Consider the following 24,514-nt stretch of genomic DNA (forward strand, 5'->3'; position numbering starts at 1 on the left):
TCACGTCACGGCCGACACCCCCGACGACCGGGGCCGGCGGCGGTCCGGGTCGCGCCCCGCCGCCGGTTCCTCGCTCCCACGCGCTGCCGCTCCGCACGTCTTCCCGCACATCTCCTCGCGCGTCCGCTCGCACCTCTGCCACGCGCTCTCTTCCGCACGCGCCACCTTCGCCATACGTCTACGACCGAAGGAATCGCCATGCCCGTACGCACGTGTCATGCTCGCGCCATTGCCTTGGTGATGGGCTGCGCCTCGCTCGCCCTCGCCGTCTCCGTCCCCGCCCAGGCCGCCCCCCGTCACCGGGGCATCGAGCGCGCCGTGCTCCCGGCCGGCGACGGCTGGGCCGCCTCGGACGGCTCCACGACGGGTGGCTCCCTGGCGACCCCCGACCACGTCTACACCGTCACCGACCGGGCCGAGCTCATCGCGGCCTTCGAGGACGCGGGCGACGCACCGAAGATCGTCAGGATCGCCGGGACCGTCCACGGCAACTCCGACGCCGAAGGCACGCCCATCGGCTGCGAGGATTACCGGACCGACGGCTACACCCTGGACAAGTACCTTGCCGCCTACGACCCGGCGACCTGGGGCAAGGAGATCCCGTCCGGCCCGCTGGAGGATGCCCGCGCCGCCTCCGCCGCCCTGCAGAAGGCCGCGGTCGAGGTCCAGGTTCCCTCCAACACCACGCTCGTCGGCGTCGGCGAGGACGCCACCGTCATCGGCGCCAGCCTCCAGGTGAACAACGTCTCGAACGTCATCGTCCGCAACATCACCTTCGAGGACACCTACGACTGCTTCCCGCAGTGGGACCCCACCGACGGGGCGACCGGTGCCTGGAACTCCGAGTACGACAACCTCGTCGTCACCGGCTCCAGCCATGTCTGGGTCGACCACAACACCTTCAGCGACGGCGACCGGCCCGACGCCGACCAGCCGCGCTACTACGGCGAGCTGTTCCAGCAGCACGACGGCCTCTTCGACATCGTCCGCGGCTCCGACCTGGTCACGGTCTCCTGGAACGTTCTGAAGAACCACGACAAGACCATGCTCATCGGCAACAGCGACAGCGCCGCCACCGCGGCGATCGACCGCGGAAAGCTCCGCGTCACCCTGCACCACAACCTCTTCCAGGACCTCAAGGAACGCGCACCCCGCGTCCGTTTCGGCGCCGTCGACTCGTACAACAACCACTTCGTCGCCACGGCGGGTGCCGCCTACGGCTACAGCTACGGCGTGGGCATGGAGTCCCGGATCGTCGCCGAGCACAACGCCTTCACCCTCGCGTCGCAGGTCGACCCGGCGACCATCCTGAAGAAGTGGAAGGAGTCCCCGATCACCGCCGGGGACAACTACGTCAACGGCCGCAGGACCGACCTGATCGCCGTCCACAACGCGGGAGTTCCCGCCGAGCAGCTCACCCCGGGCGCCGGCTGGACCCCGGTCCTGCGCACCAGGATCGACAATCCGCGCGCCGTCCCGGGCATCGTCGATCACGGCGCCGGAGCCGGAAAGGGCTGCTGACCGGTAGAGCGCTTGCATGGGCTTACGATCCGTCAACTCGACGAGGCAGTACACGGATCCCCTCGACGGGGCGGTGGCACGACACAGAAAGCGGTTACCATGCCGCCGTCGTGTCCATCGACCACACCTGTACGAGGGGACTCCGCGTTGCGCCACAAACTGCTTCCCGCCCTGTTCTGTACCGGTCTCGTAGCCGCCACCAGCCTGCTCACCGGCACGGCCGCCACCGCGGCCGGCACCACCTCGTCGGCCCCCGGGGCGTCGGCCGAAGTGACGGACGTACGTGAGCGGCTGGACCGCATACCGGGTCTCACGGTCGTCTCGCAGACCACCAAGGAGGGCTTCCCCTACTACACGCTCACCCTGACCCAGCCGATCGACCACCGGCACCCGGCCCGCGGCACGTTCGAGCAGCGCTTCACGCTCTGGCACAAGTCCGAGACCGCACCGATGGTCCTCTACACGGGCGGCTACTCGCTGGCCACCTCCACCCGTGAGATCACCACGCTCCTCGGCGCCAACCAGGTCAGCGTCGAGCACCGCTACTTCAGCCAGTCCCGCCCCGCGACGGTCGACTGGAGCGACCTGAACGTCTGGCAGGAGGCGAGCGACGAACACGCCGTCGTCCAGGCCCTGAAGACGATCTACGGCGCCAAGTGGCTGGGCACGGGCGCGTCGAAGGGCGGGATGACGCAGGTCTACCACGAGCGCTTCTTCCCGGAAGACCTGGATGCCGTCGTCGCGTACGTCGCACCGAACGACGCGAACAACAACGACGACAGCGGCTACGAGAAGTTCTTCCGGACCGTCGGCACGCCCGAATGCCGGGCCGCCCTGAACGCCGTGCAGCGCGAGATGCTGGTCCGCCGGGAGCAGATGCTGCCGCGCTTCGAGACCACCGCCAAGGAGCAGGGCCTCGCCTTCCAATACCTCGGATCGGCCGACCGGGCCTACGAGTTCTCCGTGCTGGACCAGGTGTGGAACTTCTGGCAGAGCGGTACGTACACCGACTGCCCGACGATCCCCGACGCGAAGACCGCCACGGACGACGAGCTGTACACCTGGTCGCTGGGGCACGGACTGAGCCCGTACGCCGACCAGGGCAACGGCGCCGAGGGCAGCGGACCCTACTACCGACAGGCCGCAGCGCAACTCGGCTGGGCCGACCTGAAGTTCAAGTATCTTGCGGACGTCCGTCACTACCCGGACATCTACCAGCCCAACTCGGTGCTGCCTGCCGACATGCGGGTCGGCTACGACGGCAGCACCATCAAGGGCGTCGACCGCTGGGTCGCCACCCGTGGCGAGCGGATGATGTTCGTCTACGGCCAGAACGACCCGTGGAGCGCCGAGCGATTCAAGCCGAGCAAGCACGAATCGATGCTCTTCGAGGCGCCCAACAGCAACCACGGCGCCCTTATCTCCAAGCTGCAGCCTGCCGACCGGGCGAAGGCGGAAGCGGCCGTGAAGCGGTGGGCGGGCCAGTGACGGCCCGCCCACCGGGTCGCCGCCGCCGGAGGAACGGTTGCCGGGTTCCGGGACGATTCTCGTGTCAGTGGTCGGACGTGAAGTCGTCGCCCACGGACACCCGCTGACCGGTGGAGCGGGCGGCGTTCGCGGTGAAGTAGTCGCCGTCCGCGCTCCGGTCGCCCTCCGCGTGGTTGTACTGACCGGCGAACATGTGCGTACCGACCGGCACCGTCCGCCCCGGCTTCAGCGTCCACCGGTAGACGAGGTAGCCGCCTTTCTCCTGCGCCGAGACGGTGAAGTCCCGCTCCGGCAGGGAGCGCCAGGAGCCGGTGGTGTCGACGCCGCCGGTCTGAGCGATGCGCAGCTCGACCGTGAGCGAGGAGAGCGGCTGCGTCGTCCGGAGCGTCACATTGCTCTGCGCCCAGTACGCGTTGCTGTGCGGGTCGACGGCGCCGTCCGCCCACAGCGGCCCGTCCTCGGTACGCAGCTCGGGTACGCGACCCGACCCTGCCGGGGCCGGGGTCGAGGCGGACGGGACCGGGGAAGCGGCCACCTGCCCGCCCCGCGTCTGCCCGCCGCCCGCCGAAGTGACGGCGTACGCTCCGACGGCCAGCACACCGCAGACCGCCGCCGTCGCCCCGACCACCCGCAGCCACGGCAGCGGACCGGGCGGAGTACGGGCGGAGGGACCCTCTGCCATCCCTCGTTCGACCCGGGCCAGCATCCTCTCCCGGTCGGGGCGGTGCGCCTCGGCGGCCGTACGCAGCCGCTCACGCAGCTTGTCGTCCATCAGTGCCTTCCTCCGCCGCGCTGCGCCGCGACAGCCACCTGTACCTGCGCGGCGGGCGTATCGGGACCGAGCAGCCGCTGCAGCTCCGCCACGGCGCGCGAGGTCTGGCTCTTCACCGTGCCCACCGATATCCCCAGCACCAGCGAGGTGTCCCGCTCCGACAGGTCGAAGGCGTGCCGCAGCACCACGCACGCCCGCTTGCGGAACGGCAGCCTGCGCAGCGCCCCCTGGACGTCGACGACCGTCGACACATCCGGATCGTCGACCGCGTACCCGTCCACGCTCCCGCGCGGCGCCGAGAACAGGGCGATCCTGCGACGCTCGCGCACGGCGCTGCGGATCCGGGTCCGGGCGAGGTTCGCGACGACGCCGCGGGCGTACGCGACGGGATGGTCGGCCTTCCTGACCCGGTCCCAGCGATGCCAGAGCGCCAGCAGCGCATCGGCTGCCAGATCGTCCGCGGCGTCGGCCTCGCCGGTCAGCAGATGGGCGAGCCGGGCGAGTTCGGCGTAATGGGCTTCGAAGAACTCATGGAACTCGGCGGCAGCGGCATCGTCGACGACTGTGCCCACGGGTACCTCTCTGTGCACTCGTTCCCTGTACGCGCGTTGTCCCGCTGTGTACGTTCCCCGGTACCGCCTGCGGGGCGCGGGCGGGGCGCGAGCGTACCAGCGCACCCCGGAAGCGCTTCGACTCGGGTGCGTGACCCCAGTAAGGCGTAACACAGCGAAAACCTGAAGACCCCGTGTCCGAAGGAACAATCCAGCTACCCACCGAGGGACCTTCACGCACCCAGGAGCGCCCATGCCGGAAAGCACCGTGCAACGCAACGCCGTCGACCGCTACTTCGCCATCAGTGATCGCGGTTCGACCTTCGGACGCGAGATACGTGGCGGCTTCGCCACCTTCTTCACCATGGCCTACATCCTGGTCCTCAACCCGATCATCCTCGGCTCGGCCGAGGACAAGTTCGGCGCGCATCTCTCCGGTCCCCAACTCGTCACCGCCACCGCCCTGGTGGCCGCCGTGATGACCGCGATCATGGGGCTCGGCGGCAATCTGCCGCTCGCCATCGCCGCCGGACTCGGACTCAACGCCGTCGTCGCGTTCCAGATCGCACCGCTGATGAGCTGGCCCGACGCGATGGGCCTGATCGTCATCGAGGGGCTGCTGATCTGCGTCCTGGTCGTCACCGGGCTGCGCGAGGCCGTCATGCAGGCCATCCCGCCCGCCCTCAAGCAGGCGATCAGCGTCGGCATCGGGCTCTTCATCGCGTTCATCGGCTTCATCGACGCGGGCTTCGCCACCCGCATCCCCGGCGACACCGGTTCCGTCCCCGTCCAGCTCGGTGCCACCGGGCAGCTCTCCGGCTGGCCGGTCCTGGTCTTCTGTCTCGGTGTGCTGCTGACCGTCGCGCTGCTGGCCCGGAAGGTGAAGGGCGCCATCCTCATCAGCATCGTCGTGATGACGGCCGTCGCGATCGTCATCAACGAGATCGCCGACATCGTCCCGGCCGCCTGGGGGCTGACCGTCCCGTCCGTCCCCGACGACATCGTGGCCGCGCCGGACTTCGGGCTCGTCGGCTCCTTCAGCCTCTTCGGGGCGTTCCAGCAGACCGGCGTCCTCACCATCGTCCTGCTGGTCTTCACCCTGATCCTCAGCGACTTCTTCGACACCATGGGCACCGTCGTCGGCATCTCGAACGAGGCCGGGCTCCTCGACGAGGAGGGCAAGGTCCCGAACCTCGGCCGGGTCCTGCTCATCGACGGCGCAGCGGCCGTGGCGGGCGGCGCGGCCTCCGCCTCCTCCAACACGTCCTACATCGAGTCCGCGGCCGGCGTCGGCGAGGGCGCCCGCACCGGCTTCGCCTCCCTGGTCACCGGCGCGCTGTTCGCCGTCGCCCTGTTCCTCACCCCGCTCGCCACGGTCGTCCCGGCCCAGGCCGCCGCACCTGCCCTGATCGCCGTCGGCTTCCTGCTGATGGCACAGGTCCGGCACATCGACTGGGAGCGGTACGAGATCGCCATCCCGGCCTTTCTCACGATCGCCGTAATGCCCTTCACGTACTCGATCACCAACGGGATCGGGGCGGGCTTCCTCGCCTACGTCGTCATCAAGACCGTCCTCGGCAAGGCGCGCGAGGTGCACTGGCTGCTCTGGGGCACCTCGGCACTGTTCGCGGTGTACTTCGCGATCGACCCGATCGAGCAGCTGCTCGGCGTGAAGTAGCAGCTGTGGCGGCGCGATCCCCGGCCGGTCAGGTACCGAACGCCCGCGCCGCCCCGCACAGCCCGTCGTCCGTCCGGCACGGAGCCCCGGTCACCGTGCCGGACGGACGTCTCCTCATCCCTTGAGCGCCGCCTTCATCATCTTCTGCGCGATCGGCGCCGCCAGTCCGTTGCCGCTGACCTCGGAGCGCGCCGAACCCGAGTCCTCGACGACCACGGCGACCGCGACCTCCTTACCGGTGGACTTGTCCTTCGCGTACGAGGTGAACCAGGCGTACGGGGTGTTGCTGTTGCCCACTCCGTTCTGCGCGGTGCCGGTCTTGCCGCCGACCTCCGCCCCGTCGATCCGGGCGTTGGTGCCGGTGCCCTGCTCGACGACGGTGACCATCGCGCTGCGCAGCTGCTCGGCGGTCGAGGCGGAGACGACCCGCTTCGTGTCACCGTCCGCGAACTTCTGCAGGGCGTTGCCGTCCGAGTCCGTCACCTCGGACACCATGTGCGGCGCCGCCAGCTCACCGCCGTTGGCGAGGGCCGCGGAGACCATCGCCATCTGCATCGGGGTCGCGGTGACCTCGAACTGGCCGATGCCGGTCAGCGCCGTCGACGACTTGTCCATGCCGGACGGATAGACGCTCTTCGAGGCGCGCACCGGCACATCCAGCTTCTCCGTGTTGAAGCCGAACTTCTCCGCCATCGCCCTCACCTTGTCCTCACCGAGATCGGCGGCGACCTTCGCGAAGACGTTGTTGCAGGAGTACTGGAGCGCCGTACGCAGGGTGGCGTTCTCGCAGGGGGCGGAGGCGCTCTCGTTCTTCAGGACCGTGGAGGTGCCGGGCAGCGTGTACGGGTCGGGACTGTCCGTGCGCTCGTCGACGGAGCTGTAGAGGCCGTTCTCCAGCGCCGCCGACGCCACCACCAGTTTGAACGTCGAACCGGGCGCCAGCGGCTGCCGCAGCGCTCGGTTGACCAGCGGCTTGTCCGGGTCGGAGAGCAGGTCCTGCCAGGCGTCGCCGTCCGATGTCCCGCTGATCTTCGACGGGTCGTACGAGGGGGTGGAGACCATCCCCAGGATCTGTCCGGTCCTGGGGTCGATGGCGACGGCCGCGCCCTTGTCGTCGCCGAGCGCCCGGTACGCCGCCTTCTGCACTTCCGGGTCGATCGTCGTCAGCACACTGCCGGGCGCCGCCTGCTTGCCGGTCACCACGTCGAGGGGGTTCTTCAGCCGGTCGTCGGTTCCGTCGAGCACATGGCTGTAGATCCCTTCGAGCTGGGTGGCGCCGTACGCCTGCGAGCTGTACCCGGTGACGGCGGCATAGAGGTCGCCCTGTGTGTATGTGCGCTTGTACGCGAGATCGCCGCCCTGGGTCCCCTTCGATCCGGTGACCGGTGATCCGGCCACGATGATGTCGCCGAGCGGCTGCGCGTACTGCGCGATGGTCTGCCGCCGGTTGTGGTCGTCGTCCGCGAGGGCTCGGGCCTGGTACGCCTGCACCCAGGTCGCCCGCCCCAGCAGGGCGAGGACCAGCAGCAGACAGAAGACCGAAGCGCGCCTGATTGTTCTGTTCATCCCGCTGGAGGGACGAGCGGGGCCGACCGGCGCGTTCCCGTCCGTGCCGCTTCTCACCGATTTTTCAGACTGCCCGACCGGCCGCAGCCGCACGGCGCGGACTCGTCACCGGGTCATGGAGCGGCCTTCGTCCGGCGTCCGGCCGGCCGTGGGTGCCAGCGTGAAGAGCAGCTCGTCGGTCAGCTCGCCGCGGGCGTGCGCGAAGCCCCGGTCCTTGCCCGTGACGGTGAAGCCGCACTTCTCCAGCACCCGGCGCGAACCGGTGTTGTCGACCGCCGCCCGGGCGTGCAGCGGGCGTTCCGGCACGGCGTCCAGCAGCGCCCGCAGGGCGGCGGTCGCGAGCCCGCGGCCCCAGTGTGCCCGGTCGATCCAGTAGGTGACCTGGCGGTCGCCCTCGGGCCCGTACACCCCGGCGTTGCCGACCACCGCGCCGTCGGCGAGCACCGTCCGCATCACGATCGTCGGGTCGGCCAGGAGCCGCGTCCAGTGGGCGTCGAACGCGGCCCGGTCAGTGGGGTCCTCGCTGGTGAAGGCGGCTGTGCGGACCGACTCCGGATCGCACATGTACGCGTAGAACAGCGGCAGATCGCTGCCGCGCACCTCGCGCAGGGTCACCTCGGCCGCGTTCATCGGTCAGAGCCTCCGGGTGGCGAGTGTCAGCCGGTCCCGCGCGTCGAAGAGCGCGTCCTTGACCATCTGCTCGTGCGCGGGGGTGAGCCGGGCGACCGGCACCGAGCAGCTGATCGCGTCGCGCGCCGGGGTCCGGTACGGGATCGCGATGCCGAAGCAGCGCAGCCCCAGGGTGTTCTCCTCGCGGTCCACCGCATACCCCTGCTCGCGGATGACGTGCAGCTCCTCGATGAGCTTCTCGCGGTCGGTGAGGGTGTGCTCGGTCAGCGCGGGCAGCGTCTCCGGCAGCATCTTGCGGACCTGCTCGTCGCTGTGGGTGGCCAGCAGCGCCTTGCCGAGCGAGGTGGAGTGGGCGGGCAGCCGACGGCCGACGCGGGTGAAGGGACGCAGATAGTGCTGGGACTGCCGGGTGGCGAGATAGACCACATTCGTACCGTCGAGGCGGGCCAGGTGGATGGTCTCCGTGGTGTCGTCGGAGAGCCGGTCCAGCGTCGGCCTGGCGGCCGCGACGACCTCGTCGCCGTCGATGTACGAGGTGCCGACCAGTAGGGCCCGCACGCCGATGCCGTACCGCGTCCCCGTCGCGTCGGTCTCCACCCAGCCCAACTCGACCAGGGTGCGCAGCAGCATGTAGAGGCTCGACTTGGGGTAGCCGACGGCTTCCTGCACAGCCGCCAGCGAATGCATACCGGGCCGCCCGGCGAAGTACTCGAGCAGCTCCACCGTCCGTACCGCGGACTTGACCTGTGCCCCACCTGACTCGGCAACCGACATCGCCCTACGCCCCTTCCAGCCCACTTGCGAAACCCTGCGACTTCTTGCCAACACGGAACGCCCGGAAATAGAGTCCCTGCATATTCACGATCAGGAACTCTGTTCAGAATACCGAACAACTTCTGATGTGTGGCAGTGGAGCGGAAGGAAACACGGTGGCAGCAGCACCAGTCTGGAGCGTCGACCCCCGCACCGGGAACCCGCGTGAGCAGGTTGCGGTGGAGGCTACAGCGGAGGAGGTCGACCGCGCTGTCAGGGCGGCACATGCCGTACGGGACTCGCTCGCCGACCGCACCGTACGCGCCGCCTTTCTGCGTACCGCGGCCGATCTGCTCGCCGAGGCGGGCGAGCACGTGATCGAGGCCGCCGACGCGGAGACCGCACTCGGCCCGGCCCGGCTCACCGGTGAGCTCGCCCGCACCGCAGCCCAGTTGCGGGCCTTCGCGGAGGTCGTCGACGAGGGCGCCTTCCTCGACATCCACATCGACCACGCGGATGCGACCCGGACTCCGCCGTGGCCGGACCTGCGCCGCTACAAGATCCCGCTCGGCGTCGTCGCCGTCTACGCGGCCAGCAACTTCCCGCTCGCCTTCTCCGTGCCCGGCGGCGACACCGCCAGCGCCCTGGCGGCCGGCTGCCCGGTCGTCGTCAAGGCGCACCCCGACCACCCCGCCACCTCCGAGCTGTGCGCCTCAGTGCTGCGCCGGGCCGCCGCCAAGGTGGGCCTGCCCGAGGACGTACTGATCCTGGTGCACGGCTTCGAGGCGGGCGTCGAGCTGGTCAAGCACCCGCTCGTGGCCGCCGCCGGCTTCACCGGCTCGATCCGCGGCGGGAGGGCGCTGTTCGACGCGGCGGCCGCCCGGCCCACCCCGATCCCGTTCCACGGCGAGCTCGGCTCCCTCAACCCCGTCGTCGTCACCGAGGCGGCCGCCGCCGAGCGCGGCGAGCAGATCGGTGCCGGGCTTGCCGGCTCGATGACCATGGGCGCGGGCCAGTTCTGCACCAAGCCCGGCTTCGTCCTGGCCCCGACGGGCGAGACCGGCGACCGGCTGCTGAAGTCGCTGACCGACGCGGTCAGCGACAGCGAGGCCGCGGTCATGCTCGACCACCGGATGCGGGACGCCTTCGTCGCAGGCGTACGGGCCCGGGCCGAACTCCCGGACGTGGACGCCCCCGTCACCCCCGGTGCGGGCGGCGACCACACCGTCTCCGCAGGCTTCCTGACGGTACCGGCGCACCTGCTGGCCACCGAGGGCTCGCACGACGCGCTCCTGGAGGAGTGCTTCGGCCCGGTCACCGTCGTGGCCCGGTACGCCTCCGAGGACGAGATCACCGCCGTCCTCTCCCGGCTCCCCGGCAACCTCACCGCCACTCTCCAGATCGCCGAGGAGGGCGCCGACGCCGACGCCCCCGGACTCCTCGCGGCCCTCACCCCGCTGGCCGGCCGGGTCCTCGTCAACGGCTGGCCGACCGGTGTCGCGGTCGCCCCCGCCCAGCATCACGGCGGCCCCTACCCGGCCACCACCTCCACCTCCACCTCGGTCGGCGCCACCGCGATCGAACGCTGGCTGCGCCCGGTCAGCTACCAGACGACGCCGGAGGCCCTGCTGCCGCCGGAACTGCGCGAGGACAATCCGCTGGGCCTGCCGCGCCGGGTGGACGGACGCCGCGCATGACGCTGAGCCTTCCCGAACTCCCCTTTGAGCTGCGGTCGTTCGGCCCGGAGGGGCAGTGGTCGTACGAGGACGGTGTGCTGACCGGACGGGCGGGCGTCCGGCAGGACCGGTTCGTACCGCCCGGCGGCGACGCCCTCGATCCGGCGAGCGACGCGCCACGCCTGCTGGGCGTGGCACCGGACGGCGACTTCCAGCTGATCGCCCGGGTGAACGTCGGCTTCGCGGCGGCCTTCGACGCCGGGGTGCTCTATCTGCACGTCGGGGAACGGGAATGGGCGAAGCTCTGCCTGGAACTCTCCCCGGCCGACCCCACCATCTGCACGGTGGTCACCCGCGGCCGCTCCGACGACGCCAACGCCTTTGTCGTGGACGGCGAAAGCTGCTGGCTGCGGGTCAGCCGCAACGGCAGCGCGTTCGCCTTCCACGCCTCGGCCGACGGCGAGAAGTGGACCTTCGTCCGCGTCTTCGCCCTCGGCGAGCCCGAGCAGGCCGCCGAGGCATCCGTCGGCTTCCTGGTCCAGTCCCCGACGGGCGAGGGCTGCGAGGCCACGTTCGACCGGATCACCTTCCGCACGACGGGACTTGAGGACCTGCGCGACGGCAGTTGAACGCTCGCGCGACCTCACCGTCTCCGTCACCCGCGCCCTCCGGTCCAGAGGGCGCGGGTGTGCGTCTCCGGGCCCGTTCCCGGGCTCAGGCTCCGGCCGCGTAGCGCACGAAGTGCGTCCGGCCGGGGCGGGTGAGTGCCAAGTGGGGGAGGGACGTGTCCTTTCGGCACTGTCGCCGGGTACTTGGGTCGTCAACGGCTCGGGGGCACCGTGAGACCGTTCCGACGCGGACCACCTCCTGCACTGGTCCGCCTGGCGCCGCCACCACCAGCACCGGGCCGCCGCAGCACACCGCCGTTGGAACAACATCACCGCAGCCGCGACGACCTGACCCCACCATGAAGATCAAGAACTACAGCTGCCGTGACTGAGGGCGGGCACATACGGATGTATGTGCCCGCCCTCAGCTTGTCGGACTACTTGTTGTGGGACGTGGCCGCCACGACCTGGATGGTCTTCGAGGTCGTGATCGGCGCGAGCGAGCTGTCATTCGTGTAGGGACGCATCGAGTCATTCGTCACCGACACGGTCACCGAGCCCCTGCGCAGCGCGGTGAGCTTCCGGGTCTGCGGGTCGAGGATCGCGACCTTGCCCTCGTCACGGGCCTGGTCGATGGCGTGCTTCCCGCTGCCGATCGCCAGGTTGGACGAGCCGCTCCAGTCGACCGACATCGGGTACTGCAGCGGCACCACACGCGTGCCCGTCCCCACGCCCTGCGGCTGCACGATGCTGCCGGAGAGCTGCGCGGTCTTACCGGCCTCGACGGAGGCCGGGGTGTTGAGCGTGATGGACTGCGCGAAGGCGCGCACGTCGGCCTCCAGCCACTGCTGGTTGGCGCTGCGGTCCGCGTCGACGGACCAGTCGACCCACCCGGTGAACCCGCCGCGGTCCGGAGTGCCGTACGGGTCCTTGCCCGACGACGGCAGCACCACGTACGGGACGCCCTCAAGGCGGTGGACATTGGCGATCTGGGCGTGGGATCCGACCATCGCGGCGCCCTTGTCCGTGGAGTCACGGAAATCCGTGAGCATGTGCTCGATGAGCGCGGCCTCGTCGCGGTCGCCGAGCTGGCTGGACTTCGTCTCGGCGGGGTCGTCCACCGGGTGGTGGGCGAACACCATGACGTTGTGGACCGAGTCGTCGTTCTTTGCGTCGGCGAGCGCCTTCTGGAGCATCGGGAGCTGGTCCCACGCCGACCCGCGCAGCGACCCGACGGAGCTGGCGAGCAGGATGAACCGGGTGCCCTTGTGGTCGAGCGTCCGGTACGGCTGGCCGAACTCCTTGCTGAAGTTCGTCAGGTCCTGCTGGACGTTGTTGAGGCCGTAGGACTCGTGGTTGCCCGCCACGTAGTAGCACGGGACCGAGCCGGACTTCGGGTCCGGCGTGCTGTTCGCCGCCGGCTCCTGGCCGACCGGTATGAGGTCGCACCCGGCGTCGGTGAGTACCTTGCGGGCAAGAGAGAGGTCCTGCGGCAGGCCGCGGTCGGTGACGTCACCGTTGAGGACGATCAGGTCCGGATTGGTCTTGCGGATCCGCTGGATGGCAGCCGTCGCGACCTGGGTCAGCGCCGGGTTGTCGGCGGTGAACTGCACGTCCGACAGCGTGGCGAACTTCCGCGTGTCGTGTCCCTGGAGCAGCGAGCCGTCGTCGGAGACGAGCGGGTCGGGCTGGGCGGGCAGGTCGATCGACGTCGGGACGTCGGCCTCGACGCGGTCCAGGACGAACGTGCCCGCCTTCTGCTGGGCGACGCTCGTGTTGATGCCCTGGAAGCCCGAGACGGCGATCGGGAACTTCGTGTTTGCCGGCAGCGTGAACGACGCGTTCTGCCAGTTGTCGCTCGCGGTCAGGGCGGAGCCGTAGACGCCGTTGCTCTTTCCGTCCGCGTCGACGTAGTTGATGTAGGTCAGGCCGTTCGGCATGCTGATACTCGACTTGAGCCGCACCCGCAGGCGCAGCGGCTGACCCGGCACCTGGATGCGTCCGGCCGCCGACGTCACCGTGATGCCCACGTTGCGCATCGCGTTGAAGTCGATCCGCAGGCCGTCGGGGTCCGCCGAGAACGTCGTGGCCGCGGTGCTGTTGTTGCGCCAGCGGGCGAGCACGTCGTCGTCGAAGTCGTAGACCGTCTTGGTCTGCACGCCGACGGTGATCGGGAGCTGGACCGACTTGCCGCCGACCGAGACCTTGAGGATCGTGGCCGCGTTGGTGAGCGGGGTGATCTTCAGCTTGCCGTCCACGGACTTCATGTCGACGACGCTGTGGTCGTAGTCGAGCGAGAGGTCCTGCGGGTCGATCGGAGCCGTGTAGCCCTCCGCGTCGCGGCCGGTCACGGAGACGGTCACAGCGTTGGCGGGCGTCGCGTCGGCGATCGACAGGCGCTGGGACGACAGCTCCACGCTGTTGACCGGGCCGAGGACGGAGACCTTCTCCTGCGCCTGCTTGTCACGCACGTGCGCGTCGACCGTGAACGTGCGATGCGCCTTGGCCGGGGCCGTGAGCGTGCCGCCCTCGACGGGTGCTCCGTCCGCGGTCCACAGCACGGACTCCGGGTCCACCGTCACCGGCGTCTCGTGGTTGTCGACGCCCTCCGCGACGAGGCGGCGGTGCAGCCCCGGGAAGACCTTCACGCCGCCGTCGGCCGACGCCGCGCCAAGCGCGGGGTTGACGAGGAGCTGGTCCAGCTTGCCGTCGCCCTTCGTGACGAACACGCCCACGCCGTTCGGGTCGTTGCGCTCCTGGCCGTCGGACGGGACGTTGCGGACGGTCGCGGAGTCCTCGCCGAGCGCGCGGGCGACCATCGTGGTCGAGCCGCCGCCGTCGAGGTTGACTGCGGTCTCCACGCCCATCGCGGCGAGTTCACGCGCTTCCTCGTCGATCCCGATGCCGCCCCTTGCCGGTGCCGCCCGGGCCGTCCCAGGTGGCGAGCACGAGCTTCTTGCCGCCGTCCTTGAAGCCGAGCGCGGTGCGGGGGGCGATCGAGGTGTCGAGACCGCTGACGACCTTGCCGCCGGAGATGATGGTGCCGCCGTGGCCGACCGCGAACTTCATCGTCTTGGCAACGTTGTCGGCGAGATCGTAGTTGAGCTTCGCCGGGTCGCCGGGCTGCAGCCCGCGGAGCGCGGTCGCCGCGGCGCCGCGCCCGACGAGCACGAAGCTGTCGTCCGGGATCGTCCCCGAGCCCGCGGGACCGTTCGGCGTGACCGACACGACCGAGCCGTTCTTGACCAGCACCTCGGCGATCTGGTCGTTGGGCACGCCCGTCAGGCCGCGGTTGCGGCTGTAGTCGCCCCACGCCGACGTGAACGCGATCAGACCGTCCGCGGGGACCCCGCCGCCGTTCGCGGCGTTGAGCGACAGCACCTTGTGGTCCGCGCCCGCGAAGTTCGCGTTCGCGTCGACCGTGAGGTCCACGAGCTGGGCCATGCCGTCCTTGCTGACGCCCACGTGCTGACGGCCGCCGGTGTCGGCGGACTTGATCAGCTTCCCGTTCTGGACCTCGCCACCGAGGGCCGCGTTGGAGTTTCCGATGTCGAAGAACTCGCCGTTGACGCCCGCGACCGCGCCGGCCTTGTTGGCGGCCTTGCTGAGCGGGCCGCCGGAGGCGACCGATCCGGAGGTCAGCAGGTCCGTGCCGACCGCGCTGTTGGACAGGTCCACGTTCAGGAACTGCGCGTCGTACCAGCCCTCCTGGGCGAGCGCCTTCACCTGTTGCAGGTCGATCCCCGGGCCGATCTTCTCGGACGTGTTGGTCACGGGGATTCCACCGGTGGCGGGCGTGCCGGTGGCGGGCGCACCAGTGGCGGGCGTGCCGGTGGCCGGCACACCGGTGACCGGATCGATGTTGGCCGGAGCAACAGGGACCGGAGCGGGCGCGCCGCTGCCCGCGTACGCGACGGCAGGCGCGGCGGCCAGTGCTGTCGCTGTGGCGAGCACCACCATCAGCGGTCTCGCACGCCGACGGCTGAGGACCGTCAATGTCATGGGAACCTCGGGTCAGGAGATGAAGCGGGGGAAACACCCCGCTACGCCCATTTCGATCATGGATGCGTGCCTGATTGAAAAGATCAACCGATGCGTGCGAATGACGGCAGCACGAGCAGTCGGTGAAACCCGGCTGTGAATTTGCCTTTTGTCGTTGCGGTGGGCCGCGAGCCTTTGTCGTGCCCGCCTGCAGGGTGAGGCCTTGTCAGGAGTGGCCTGCGGGCGGTGCGGTGTCGCCCAGGTGCCCGCTCATCTGGCCGAAGGGCCGTCACGCGTAGGCGCTTCAGCTGCCTCTCTTTGCCGTACAGGAGACAGAAGACGGCCCCTGGTCGGCGGCGACGCCGGCCAGGGGCTCGTTTACGCGATCAGGCTGTGCTGACCGGTCCTACGTCAGCCGTCGTTCTCCGCCGACGGGATGAACGCGCCCGGCACGTCCTGAGGAGCGTAGATCTTCTTCTCGCCCGGGTAGGGCTTCTTCCAGTTGTGCGACTCGTACCAGGACATGTGGTTCATCTGCGCGGGCGGAGCGTAGTCCGGCACGGCCTGGGGGCCGGTCAGCCGCTGCTTCGACTTCCACCGGTCCCACTCGGCGGCGACGTTCTTCATGTCCGCCGGCACCGAGGCCGACGGCACGGCCGCCGCCTTCGTGCTCTGCGCCGCGGGGGTGTCCAGACCACAGGACGGCGCGGTCTTCACACCGTCGGTCAGCGAGACCCGGTTGGGCAGCGCCTTGAACGGCGTGAAGTCCGGGTGCTGGGTGAACGCCGCGGCCATCGGGGTGGCCGCGGTGTCCTTCTGGTTCATCGGCTGGACCCCGAGGATCTGCTCGATGGTCCGCATCATGTTGATCTGCGAGTAGTAGTGGCTGTCCACCACGCCGTGCTTGGCCCAGGGGCTGATGATCTGGACCGGGGCGCGGTGGCCGTCGACGTGGTCGAGGCCGGCCTGGGAGTCGTCCTCGACCACGAAGATCGCCGAGTCCTTCCAGTACTTGCTGTGCGAGATCTCGTCAACGATCTTGCCGACGGCGAGGTCGTTGTCCGCGACCTGGGCGGGACCGCTCACCGGGCCACCGGTGTGGTCGCTGGAGAGCCAGAACATGTTCAGGTTCGCCGGACCGTTCTTCTGGAAGTCCTTCTTCCAGATCTCGGAGCGGTAGACGTCTGGGACGCTGGTGTCGAACTTCGGGAAGCCGTGCACCGACACGTCGTTGAGCGACGGGATCGGCGAGGTCGAGTTCAGCGGGTAGGCGGTGTCCTGACCGGTCGCCGCCATGTTCCTGGTGTCGCAGTACAGGTTCTGCCAGCTCGCGTCCGACGGCTTGGTCAGGAACTGCTGGAACTCACCGAAGTTGCGCACGGACTTGCCCGCGTCCTGCGCACCGGTCCAGATGAAACCGGACTTCTGGTGGCCGAGCGCGTCGTCCTCGGTGTCGTAACTGCGGGTGTACTCACCGGCGGAGGACTCGGTGTACTCCGGGTTGTCCGCCTGCATCAGCCAGTTGTGGCCCTCGGCGGAGTTCGTGCCGATGTCGTACGTGTTGTCGAACAAGCCGAACTGCTTGGCCAGGGCGTGCTGGTTCGGCGTGACGTTCTCGCCGTACTGGGCCAGCGACGGGTCGCCGTTGCCCTCCGGGATGTCACCGAAGACCTGGTCGTAGGTCCGGTTCTCCTTGACGAGGAGGAAGACGTGCTTGATCGTCGAGGGGTCGCCGAGCTTGACCGGGACCGGCACCGGCTTGGCCGGCTTGCCGTTGGACTTCTTGAGCGACTCGCCGTTCCAGCCGTTCTGCTTGAAGACCTTGCCGGTGTAGGACTTGATCACGCCGTCGTCGGGCAGCGTGAACTTCGTCAGGCTCGACGTCGTGTCGTGGGTGCCGTGACCGCTGGCCTTACGGCGGGCGTCGATACCACGGGTGTTGGAGACGTAGACCTGGTCGCCGACGGTGGTGATCTCGGACGGGAAGTAGTCCGTCGGGAGCAGGCCGACGTAGCTGACCGGCTCCTGCGCGGAGGTGTAGTTGTAGACGGCGACCGCGTTGGCACGGCCGAGGGTCACCAGCAGGTGACCGTCGTCGGTGAGGGTCACCGCGTTGGGCTCGTAACCCACGGAGGCCTCGGCCCACGGCTGGGTGGCGATGGTCTGGACGACCTTGCCCTTCGCCGTGTCGATGACCGACACGTCGTTGGTCGCCGTGTTGGTGACGAACAGCGCCCCGTTCTTGGCGTACAGGGCGGTCGGGTGCAGACCGACATCGATGCTGGAGACGGCGGCGTCCTGGTTCTCCAGGTCGATGACGCTGACCGTGCCGCTGAGGGTGGCAGCGGTCTTCTGGTCGGCGAGTACCTGCGTGCCGTACGAGTTGATCGTGGGCTCGCCGGGCCTGGCCGGGCGGCCACCCTCGTTGCTGACGTAGAGCTTGCCGCCGACGACGATCATGTCGCGCGGGGCGTTGCCCACGTTCCAGCTCTGCTTGATGGCGCCGGTCGCGGCGTCGATGGCGACGACCCGGTTCTGGCCGTTGACCGCGGAGTACACGGTCTTGCCGTCGGCCGAGAACACCGCCTCGCCCACCAGGGCCTTCTTGGAACCCTGCGCCGGGATGGCGACGGTCCTCGGGCTGGAGACGCTGCCGTCCGCGTTCACGGTGAGCACGGTGTAGCCGTCCGGCTGGCCCAGCCACAGCTGCTTGCCGTCGGGCGAGTACGTCGGGCCTTCCTGGCCCACGTTGATGCTGCTGAGGCGGGGGTTGGACGACGCGGCGTTGCTGACGAGCTGCTGCGTCTTCCAGTTCTTCAGGTCCACGATGGCCAGGGCCGCGCCACCGTCGGTGACCGAGGCGGCCATGTGCGTGCCGTCCGGGCTGACCGAGGACGACATGATCTTGCCCTCGTTGATGACAAGACGGTCGCCGTACGGGGCGATGTACTGGTTGCCGGAGACGACCTGGCCGTCGGCAGTGACCTGACCGACCTGGTCCGTGCCGAACTGGTGGGTCTGCGCGTACGCCGTGCCGGCGACCACGAGAGCGACGGCGGTGGTGCCGGCCGTCAACAGCGGTATCCGGCGGCCGATGAGTCTACCGAGGAGGCTGATCCGAGCTTCCTCAGCGAGCTTGCGGCGGCGAGTTACCTGCATTGAGTGTTATCCCTTCAGGGTGGTGTCGAGCAGTTCGACATTGCCGTCGAACTGCCACAGCGGGTTCGGTGCGTCCCCTTCGGGGGTCCGCACCAGGAAGTAGCCGTTCACTTCCTTCGGTCCATCGCCATCGGCCATGAACCGCCCGTCCGGAGTGACGTCGAGTTGGTAGATGGCCTGTCCTGTGGCCTCGACGCCGGGAAGATGCCAGGTCACGACGCAGCGCCAGTCGTTGCCCGGGCCCTGCGCTGCGACCCTGGTGCTTCCCTTGTTGCACGCCGCCGTGGCCTTCAACTGGGCCTCGGTGACGGCGGGTCTGTTGAGTTGGTCGGTCTGCATGCGGTACAGGTGCGCGAACGCCGTGGCGACCGAGCGCTGCACCTTGTCCTGCTCGATCCCGGAGCCCGTCGCCGAGGTCGTCGCGGCGACGACCGCGAACGACACGGCGGCCACCCCGACGAGCGGCAGGACTCCGACGGTGATCGCGCGGCGGCCCGAACCGTCGTGGGTCGGGTTGGTGAATTCGCGCCGTACGAAGAGCGCATAGGCCAGCGCCGTCGCGACCACGGCCCACACGAGGCTGACGACGACGCCGATCAGCAGCGGGCCGAGCTGCTGCGGGCCGGTGAACAGTCCGTTCCAGGAGACGAAGGCGTAGCTGGGCAGGGCGACCCGGACGGCCACGGGGAGCGGCAGTATCTGGGCGACCGCCATCGCGAGCGAGACGAGTACGGGCACCAGGAGACCCATCGGGGACCGTCCCAGCGTGACCGACCCGAGGAAGCCGAGCGCGGCAAGCGCCAGGGTCGGAGCGAGGACGCAGATCCAGGAGAGCAGGACCTGAACGGCGGCGTCCGACGGCGCCAGGAGGTGGCCGTCGAGGCCGACCAGCGGCTGGTTGCCGACCGCAAGCAGGCCGCCGACCGTGCTGGAGACCGCGAGCCCGGCCACGAGCAGCAGCAGGACGGTGAGGCTGGCGGCTGCCTTCGCCACGAAGATCCGCCGAGGCGAGCGGACCGCCACGAGCAGCTGACGCCAGGTGCCGAGCCGGTCCTCGGAGGCGAACACGTCACCGGCCACGATCGAGGTCAGCAGCGGGAGCGCCCAGGACCCCGCGAAACCGAGCATCACCAGCGGCCCGGCCCACCCGGAGGCGTGCATCCAGCGCCCGAAGAGGGTGTCCACGGGGAGCGTGGCCTGCTGGCTCACGCCGGCGACGAAGACAGCAGGCACGATCCAACAGGCGAGGACCAGCAGGCGGATCCGCCACTGGGAGACGAGCTTGACGAACTCGAAGCGACAGACGCGGGTGACGGGGACACGAGGGCCCCTGGTCACCTGCTCGTGTTCCTGTTCCCGGCTCGGGGTGAGGGTCGCGGTCATCGGCCGACCTCCTGCTGTTCGGTGAGGGCGAGAAACGCGGCTTCGAGCGGCGACACCACGGGGGCGAGCTCGCGCACCGCGATGCCCGCGTGCACCAGCCCCGCCACCAGTTCGTCGAGGGCGGGCACCTGCGCGCGCACGACGAGCATCTGGGCGTCGTGCCGTACGTCGGCGTCGTCGACGACCTGGATCCCGGCCGTGTCGACAGCCAGTCGGCGGGCGGCCTGCGGGTCGGAGGTGAGCAGCCGGTAGTCGAGTTCGCGGTTTTCGGTAGCCAGCTTGCTCAGCGGGCCGGAGAAGACGATGCGTCCGGCGGCGAGGATGGTCACCTCGGAGCACAGCGCCTCGAGGTCGTCCATGTTGTGGCTCGAGAGCACGACGGCGGTTCCGTCGGCCGTGAGCCGGTTGAGGACACCGTGCACGTGCTTCTTGCCCGCCGGGTCGAGGCCGTTGGACGGTTCGTCGAGCACGAGCAGCCGGGGCTTGGTCAGCAGGGCGGCGGCGAGTCCGAGCCGCTGGCGCATGCCGAGGGAGAAGCCGCGGGTGCGGTCGTCGGCGACGCCGGTGAGGCCGACCTCGGCGAGTACGTCGTCGACTCCCGCCGTGCGCGCGTCGTGGCCGCGGAGTGCGGCCAGCGCGGCGAGGTTCTGCCGTGGAGTGAGCGAAGGGTAGAGAGCGGGACTGTCCACGAAGCCGGCGACACCGTCGGGAGCGTCGAGTGCCCGCCCGACCGGTGTGCCCAGGACCTCGAGGCGACCACTGTCGGCAACCGCGAGCCCCAGCAGGAGCCCGAGCAAGGTCGTCTTCCCGGCGCCGTTCGGTCCGACCAAGCCGTGGATCTGACCTTGCGCCACGTCCAGATCGATGCCGTCGAGTGCGACGACGTCGCCGAAGCATTTCGTGACCCCGCGTGCCCGGATGGCGATGTGTGTGTCCATGAGCCCCTTCTTTCGAAACCTCCAGTGACCTTAGGGACGGCACACAGCGCAGGCAGGGGCGGCGAGTTGAATGTTCGTGTAATGGGAAACGACCGGAAGACGCTGCATCGATTCCTCGCCGGCAGCCGTCACCCGCACCTTTTCGATGCCGGATCGCAGAGCTCACCGGGCCACCGGACACTCGCGGTCGCAAGCATCTCCGCCAGTTGGATCGTGATCACGACAGGGCATCGGCAAGTCCCGTGTGCACGAAGTAGCCGACATCGAGCAGCCGGACTTGGGTCACACCTGGACGCACCGACTCCGTACGAAGTGCCGTGGCCGCACTCCGGTGCGCTACCGGCACGAAGCGTGCCCGGGACGCACTGTGCAGGCACCGCACCGCAGCGGCCGACGGGGCTCGACGATCTGCGCGACGGCAACTGAGCCGCCTCGCAGACGCGTCGAACCATCCGGCACCCCGTCGTCCCCGTACAGGGCAGAGCCCGCTCCGTCCGTCGTCGCACCGGTGACCGGCGGAGCGGGCGACGGGAAGACCTGAGGCGTGTCCGCGGTCGTGTCCGCACGGTCCGTCCGCACGGCCGCCGCGGTCCGTAGTGCGGGTGCGCGGCAGCCGGTGCAACCACGAGATGATCCGCGCGCGTCCCTCCCCGCATGATCAGAACCGCCACACCCGCCGATCTCGACGCCGTCGTCCGGCTGCACACCGAGGCCCGCGCCACGTACTACCGGGGCCACCTCCCGGAGGAGGAGTACGCGGGCGCCGCCGAGGTCGGTCGCAGCCGCGACGGCTGGTCCCGCGCGATAGACCGCCCGGACGCCACCGTGCTCTGCGCCGAACGGGACGGGACCCTCGCCGGCGTCGCGGCCTTCGCCGTACGCGACGGCGTCATGCACCTCACCCAGCTCCATGTCTCCCCGTCCCACTGGCGTACGGGAATCGGCACCGAACTCCACACCGCCTGCGTCGACGCCTGGCGGCAGGCCGGAGTGGACAGTGCCCGGCTGGAAGTCTTCGTGCACAACACCCGCGCCCGGTCCTTCTACGCCGACCGGGGCTGGACCCCCGATCCCGACCACCCGCGCGCCGGCACCCATCTGGTCCTGCGCCTCACGGTGAGCTGACGGCCACCGTCCTCGATAGGGCCTCACCACGCCCCCTTGGGACCGGAGTTGGGCCCTGGGGCCCAAGACTCCGACCCGCAGCGCCCCTAGCCTGAACGGGCATCACTCTGCTTGTCGGCAGGTCTGGTTGGGGGAGACAAGGCATGTCCGCGATCGGTGGCATACCCGCATACGGAGGTGACGCTCCGGCGCCGGGTGAGGGGCGACGGGAGCTGCCACGGGCACTCGGAGCGGCCCGCATCCTGCTGCATGTCCTGTTCGGCGCCACCGTGCTGGGCGGCCTCGGGCTGTTCGGCTCCGCGCTCGCCGCGGACGCGATGGGCGGCGTGGTCATCGGCCTCGCGCTGTACGGGGCCGCGCCCGGAGTCGTGGGCTGGATGCTCTCGCGACGCGCCTGGACCGGCGGCAGGGGCGTATGGGGCGGCCTGATCGCCGTACAGGTGTGGCTGATCCTCGGCGGCCTCGCCAACGTTGCGAACGGGTCGGTGCACGGCTTCACCCAGTTGTTCCTGCCCGTACTGATCCTGGTGTTCCTCACCCGGACGCAGAGCCGCGAGTGGTTCCGGCTGCCGGCGAGGGCCCGGGAGGACAAGCCCGAGTTCTCGTTCTCCCACATGATCACCTGGCGGCGGGACCGGGGGCAGACGGCTCTGGAGTACCTGGGCCTGGTCCTGATCGTCGTGGCCCTCATCGGCGCGCTGGTGCTGAGCGGAGTCGGCGGCCAGATCACGGACCGCCTCCAGGCGGCGATCTGCTCGCTCACGGGTACGTCGTGCGAGGTGACGGGTACCGGCAGCGACACGGTCGGGGCCGGTAGGACCGCGGGCGGTACGGACGGGGGCGGTTCGGGCGCGGGTGGCAGCGCCGTCGCCGGGGGGTCGGACTCGAGCGGCGCCGACAACGGCGGCGCCGTCGCCGGTGGCACGGATGGGGGATCCACCGGCACGGGTGGTGCGAACGGCACCGGCGCGGGTGGTGCGAACGGCAGCGGCGGATCCGACGGCGGTGGTGCGAACGGCGCCGGCGGCTCCACCGGCGGGACAGCGAACGGGGGCGCCGACGGAGGCTCCACCACCGGATCCGGAGGCGGCACCGGCGGACCCGACGGTCCGGGCACCGACACCTACCCCGAGACCAGCACCGAGCCCGAGGCCACGTACGACACCCCCGTCTCGGACGCGGACTCCGACGACTCCGGCGACTCCGGGAACGACGGCGACAAGAAGGAGGACTGCGGCGGCTGGGGCTTCTTCGGCTGTGCATGGGACCGCACCACCCAGGTCGTCAAGGGCCTCGCCGTCGACGGTGTCTGGGGTGATGTCACCGGCATCATCGACCTGTTCAAGCCCGAGACCTGGTCCGGCCTGGCCGATTACGGCAAGCAGCTGGGCAGCACGTGGATGCAGGACTCCAAGGACGCCGGGAGCAAGTGGGACAAGGGCGACTACCTCGGTGCGCTCGGCGACTGGGGCAAGGCCTCGGTCAACACCGTCGTGAAGGTCGGCGACGACATGTTCGTCGGCGACGAGGTACGGGACCGCTGGAACAACGGGGAGAAGACGCGGGCCGTCACCGATGTCGTCTGGAACATCGGATCGCTCTTCATCCCCGGCTACGACGTCGCGAAGGTCGTCGGCAAGGCCAGCAAGCTCGGCAAGCTCGGCAAGGTCGCCGCGAAGGTGGCCGAAGCCGCCGAGAACGCCGGCAACGCGGCGCGCCGCGCCCGTAAGGCCGCTGAAGTCGGAGACATCGACGGGGTCCGCAAGGCGGCCAAGGAGGCCGACGAGGCGGCGGACGAAGCAGAGGATGCGGCGCGCAGGACGGGCTGCAGCATCGCCCTCGGCCCCCGGGTGCGCTACGGCGGTTACGGTGGGATCTCCGGGGCCGGAACCGGGGTGCTCGCCGCAGGGCCCCCGAACCATGTGATCCTCGCCGACGACGGCTGCGACAAGGCCGCCGAGGCCAAGGCGAAGGAGGCCCGGGAGCAGGAGCGGGCCGCCTGGACGGACAAGAAGCGCGCCGAGGAGAAGGATCGCGCGGCCAAGGCTCTGGCGAGCAAGAAGCCGTATCCCGATCCCAAGCGCAACGACACTTCGGACCCCCGCAATTACAACCCGCCGGACTGGGCCAAGGACCTCAAGGACCCGGAACTGGGGTCCGCCGACCTCGGCGACGGCTACTGGGCGAGCCGCGACCGCAACCCTCCGCCCAACTGGGAGAACGAGTCCTGGCTGCGTTACCAGGAGCAGGTCACCGGCACCAAGCGCGGCAAGGAGTACGTCGTCGCACACCCCGACGAGGGTGTACCGCAAGTGGAGTACGACGGCTGGGACTCCGGCAGGCAGACGTTCCTGGAGGCCAAGAACGGCTACGAGAGCTACCTCTCGGATACCGACAAGGGATCGCTGACACCGTCCGGCAAGAAGAAATTCATCGACGAGGCGCAGCGCCAGATCGATGCGTCCGGGGGCCGCGCCGTCGAATGGCACTTCTCCAACCCGGACGTGGCCAAGGCTGCCCGCAAGGCGTTCCGGGAAGAGGGGAAACGGATCAGGGTCGTCTACACCAAGCAGCACCCGAGCAACAGCACCAGGAAGCCCGGGGCGTTCGACTGATGCTCCGCGCGGCAGGCACTAGCCTGGCTCGGGCGGTGACTCTGGCCGGCCCGGCGGACGACAGATGACG

Annotated in this window: 17 protein-coding genes; 7 read left to right on the plus strand and 10 right to left on the minus strand. The window is 69.8% G+C overall.

Features of this window, described 5'->3' with window-relative positions; genetic code table 11:
• Positions 1-198 precede the first annotated feature (198 nt).
• Entirely contained in the window at positions 199-1,521 is a 1,323-nt protein-coding gene (locus tag OHA03_RS23740) for a polysaccharide lyase family 1 protein (RefSeq protein ID WP_267005808.1), read from the plus strand.
• Between the two features lie 147 nt (positions 1,522-1,668).
• The gene (locus OHA03_RS23745) at positions 1,669-3,009 is read left to right on the plus strand and encodes a S28 family serine protease (protein ID WP_267005809.1); all 1,341 of its coding nucleotides are present in this window, start codon (positions 1,669-1,671) and stop codon (positions 3,007-3,009) included.
• A gap of 64 nt (positions 3,010-3,073) precedes the next feature.
• On the opposite strand, the gene OHA03_RS23750 is transcribed toward OHA03_RS23745, so the two are convergent.
• Both OHA03_RS23750 and OHA03_RS23755 read right to left on the minus strand, forming a co-directional pair.
• Complete coding sequence (locus OHA03_RS23750) at positions 3,074-3,781, minus strand: hypothetical protein (RefSeq protein ID WP_267005810.1); 708 nt, start codon at positions 3,779-3,781, stop codon at positions 3,074-3,076.
• Positions 3,781-4,353, minus strand: coding sequence for a SigE family RNA polymerase sigma factor (locus OHA03_RS23755; RefSeq protein ID WP_267005811.1), 573 nt, complete (start codon positions 4,351-4,353; stop codon positions 3,781-3,783). Before OHA03_RS23755 ends, OHA03_RS23750 begins: the two co-directional genes overlap by 1 nt.
• Before the next feature lie 232 nt (positions 4,354-4,585).
• On the opposite strand from OHA03_RS23755, the gene OHA03_RS23760 reads away from it, so the two are divergent.
• Positions 4,586-6,010 (plus strand): NCS2 family permease, encoded by a 1,425-nt coding sequence (locus tag OHA03_RS23760; protein WP_267005812.1) that lies wholly within the window; start codon positions 4,586-4,588, stop codon positions 6,008-6,010.
• Between the two features lie 114 nt (positions 6,011-6,124).
• On the opposite strand, the gene OHA03_RS23765 is transcribed toward OHA03_RS23760, so the two are convergent.
• The 3 genes from OHA03_RS23765 to OHA03_RS23775 form a co-directional block, all read right to left on the minus strand.
• Positions 6,125-7,576 (minus strand): penicillin-binding protein 2, encoded by a 1,452-nt coding sequence (locus tag OHA03_RS23765; RefSeq protein ID WP_267005813.1) that lies wholly within the window; start codon positions 7,574-7,576, stop codon positions 6,125-6,127.
• 105 nt (positions 7,577-7,681) lie between these two features.
• The gene (locus tag OHA03_RS23770; protein WP_267005814.1) at positions 7,682-8,206 is read right to left on the minus strand and encodes a GNAT family N-acetyltransferase; all 525 of its coding nucleotides are present in this window, start codon (positions 8,204-8,206) and stop codon (positions 7,682-7,684) included.
• Between the two features lie 3 nt (positions 8,207-8,209).
• Positions 8,210-8,980, minus strand: a complete 771-nt coding sequence (locus OHA03_RS23775; RefSeq protein ID WP_030919961.1) for an IclR family transcriptional regulator — start codon at positions 8,978-8,980, stop codon at positions 8,210-8,212.
• A 155-nt stretch (positions 8,981-9,135) separates the two neighbouring features.
• On the opposite strand from OHA03_RS23775, the gene OHA03_RS23780 reads away from it, so the two are divergent.
• Positions 9,136-10,656, plus strand: a complete 1,521-nt coding sequence (locus OHA03_RS23780; protein WP_267005815.1) for an aldehyde dehydrogenase (NADP(+)) — start codon at positions 9,136-9,138, stop codon at positions 10,654-10,656.
• Positions 10,653-11,264 (plus strand): DUF1349 domain-containing protein, encoded by a 612-nt coding sequence (locus OHA03_RS23785; protein ID WP_267005816.1) that lies wholly within the window; start codon positions 10,653-10,655, stop codon positions 11,262-11,264. Before OHA03_RS23780 ends, OHA03_RS23785 begins: the two co-directional genes overlap by 4 nt.
• Positions 11,265-11,680: 416 nt before the next feature.
• On the opposite strand, the gene OHA03_RS23790 is transcribed toward OHA03_RS23785, so the two are convergent.
• From OHA03_RS23790 to OHA03_RS23810, 5 genes are all read right to left on the minus strand, one after another.
• Entirely contained in the window at positions 11,681-14,110 is a 2,430-nt protein-coding gene (locus tag OHA03_RS23790; RefSeq protein ID WP_267005817.1) for a metallophosphoesterase, read from the minus strand.
• Positions 14,111-14,120: 10 nt separating this feature from the next.
• The gene (locus OHA03_RS23795) at positions 14,121-15,245 is read right to left on the minus strand and encodes a phosphodiester glycosidase family protein (protein ID WP_267005818.1); all 1,125 of its coding nucleotides are present in this window, start codon (positions 15,243-15,245) and stop codon (positions 14,121-14,123) included.
• A 390-nt stretch (positions 15,246-15,635) separates the two neighbouring features.
• Positions 15,636-18,383, minus strand: a complete 2,748-nt coding sequence (locus OHA03_RS23800; RefSeq protein WP_267005819.1) for an alkaline phosphatase family protein — start codon at positions 18,381-18,383, stop codon at positions 15,636-15,638.
• Positions 18,384-18,389: 6 nt separating this feature from the next.
• Positions 18,390-19,766, minus strand: a complete 1,377-nt coding sequence (locus OHA03_RS23805; protein WP_267005820.1) for an ABC transporter permease — start codon at positions 19,764-19,766, stop codon at positions 18,390-18,392.
• Positions 19,763-20,704 carry an ABC transporter ATP-binding protein gene (locus tag OHA03_RS23810; protein ID WP_267005821.1) on the minus strand — a complete coding sequence of 314 codons (942 nt, stop codon included), beginning with the start codon at positions 20,702-20,704 and terminating at the stop codon, positions 19,763-19,765. Before OHA03_RS23810 ends, OHA03_RS23805 begins: the two co-directional genes overlap by 4 nt.
• Positions 20,705-21,358: 654 nt before the next feature.
• On the opposite strand from OHA03_RS23810, the gene OHA03_RS23815 reads away from it, so the two are divergent.
• Positions 21,359-21,829 (plus strand): GNAT family N-acetyltransferase, encoded by a 471-nt coding sequence (locus tag OHA03_RS23815; protein WP_267005822.1) that lies wholly within the window; start codon positions 21,359-21,361, stop codon positions 21,827-21,829.
• A gap of 143 nt (positions 21,830-21,972) precedes the next feature.
• The gene (locus OHA03_RS23820) at positions 21,973-24,444 is read left to right on the plus strand and encodes a Tox-REase-5 domain-containing protein (protein WP_267005823.1); all 2,472 of its coding nucleotides are present in this window, start codon (positions 21,973-21,975) and stop codon (positions 24,442-24,444) included.
• The last annotated feature ends 70 nt before the right edge of the window (positions 24,445-24,514 follow it).

It is taken from the genome of Streptomyces sp. NBC_00154 (genome assembly GCF_026342835.1).
Taxonomy (GTDB): Bacteria; Actinomycetota; Actinomycetes; order Streptomycetales; family Streptomycetaceae; genus Streptomyces.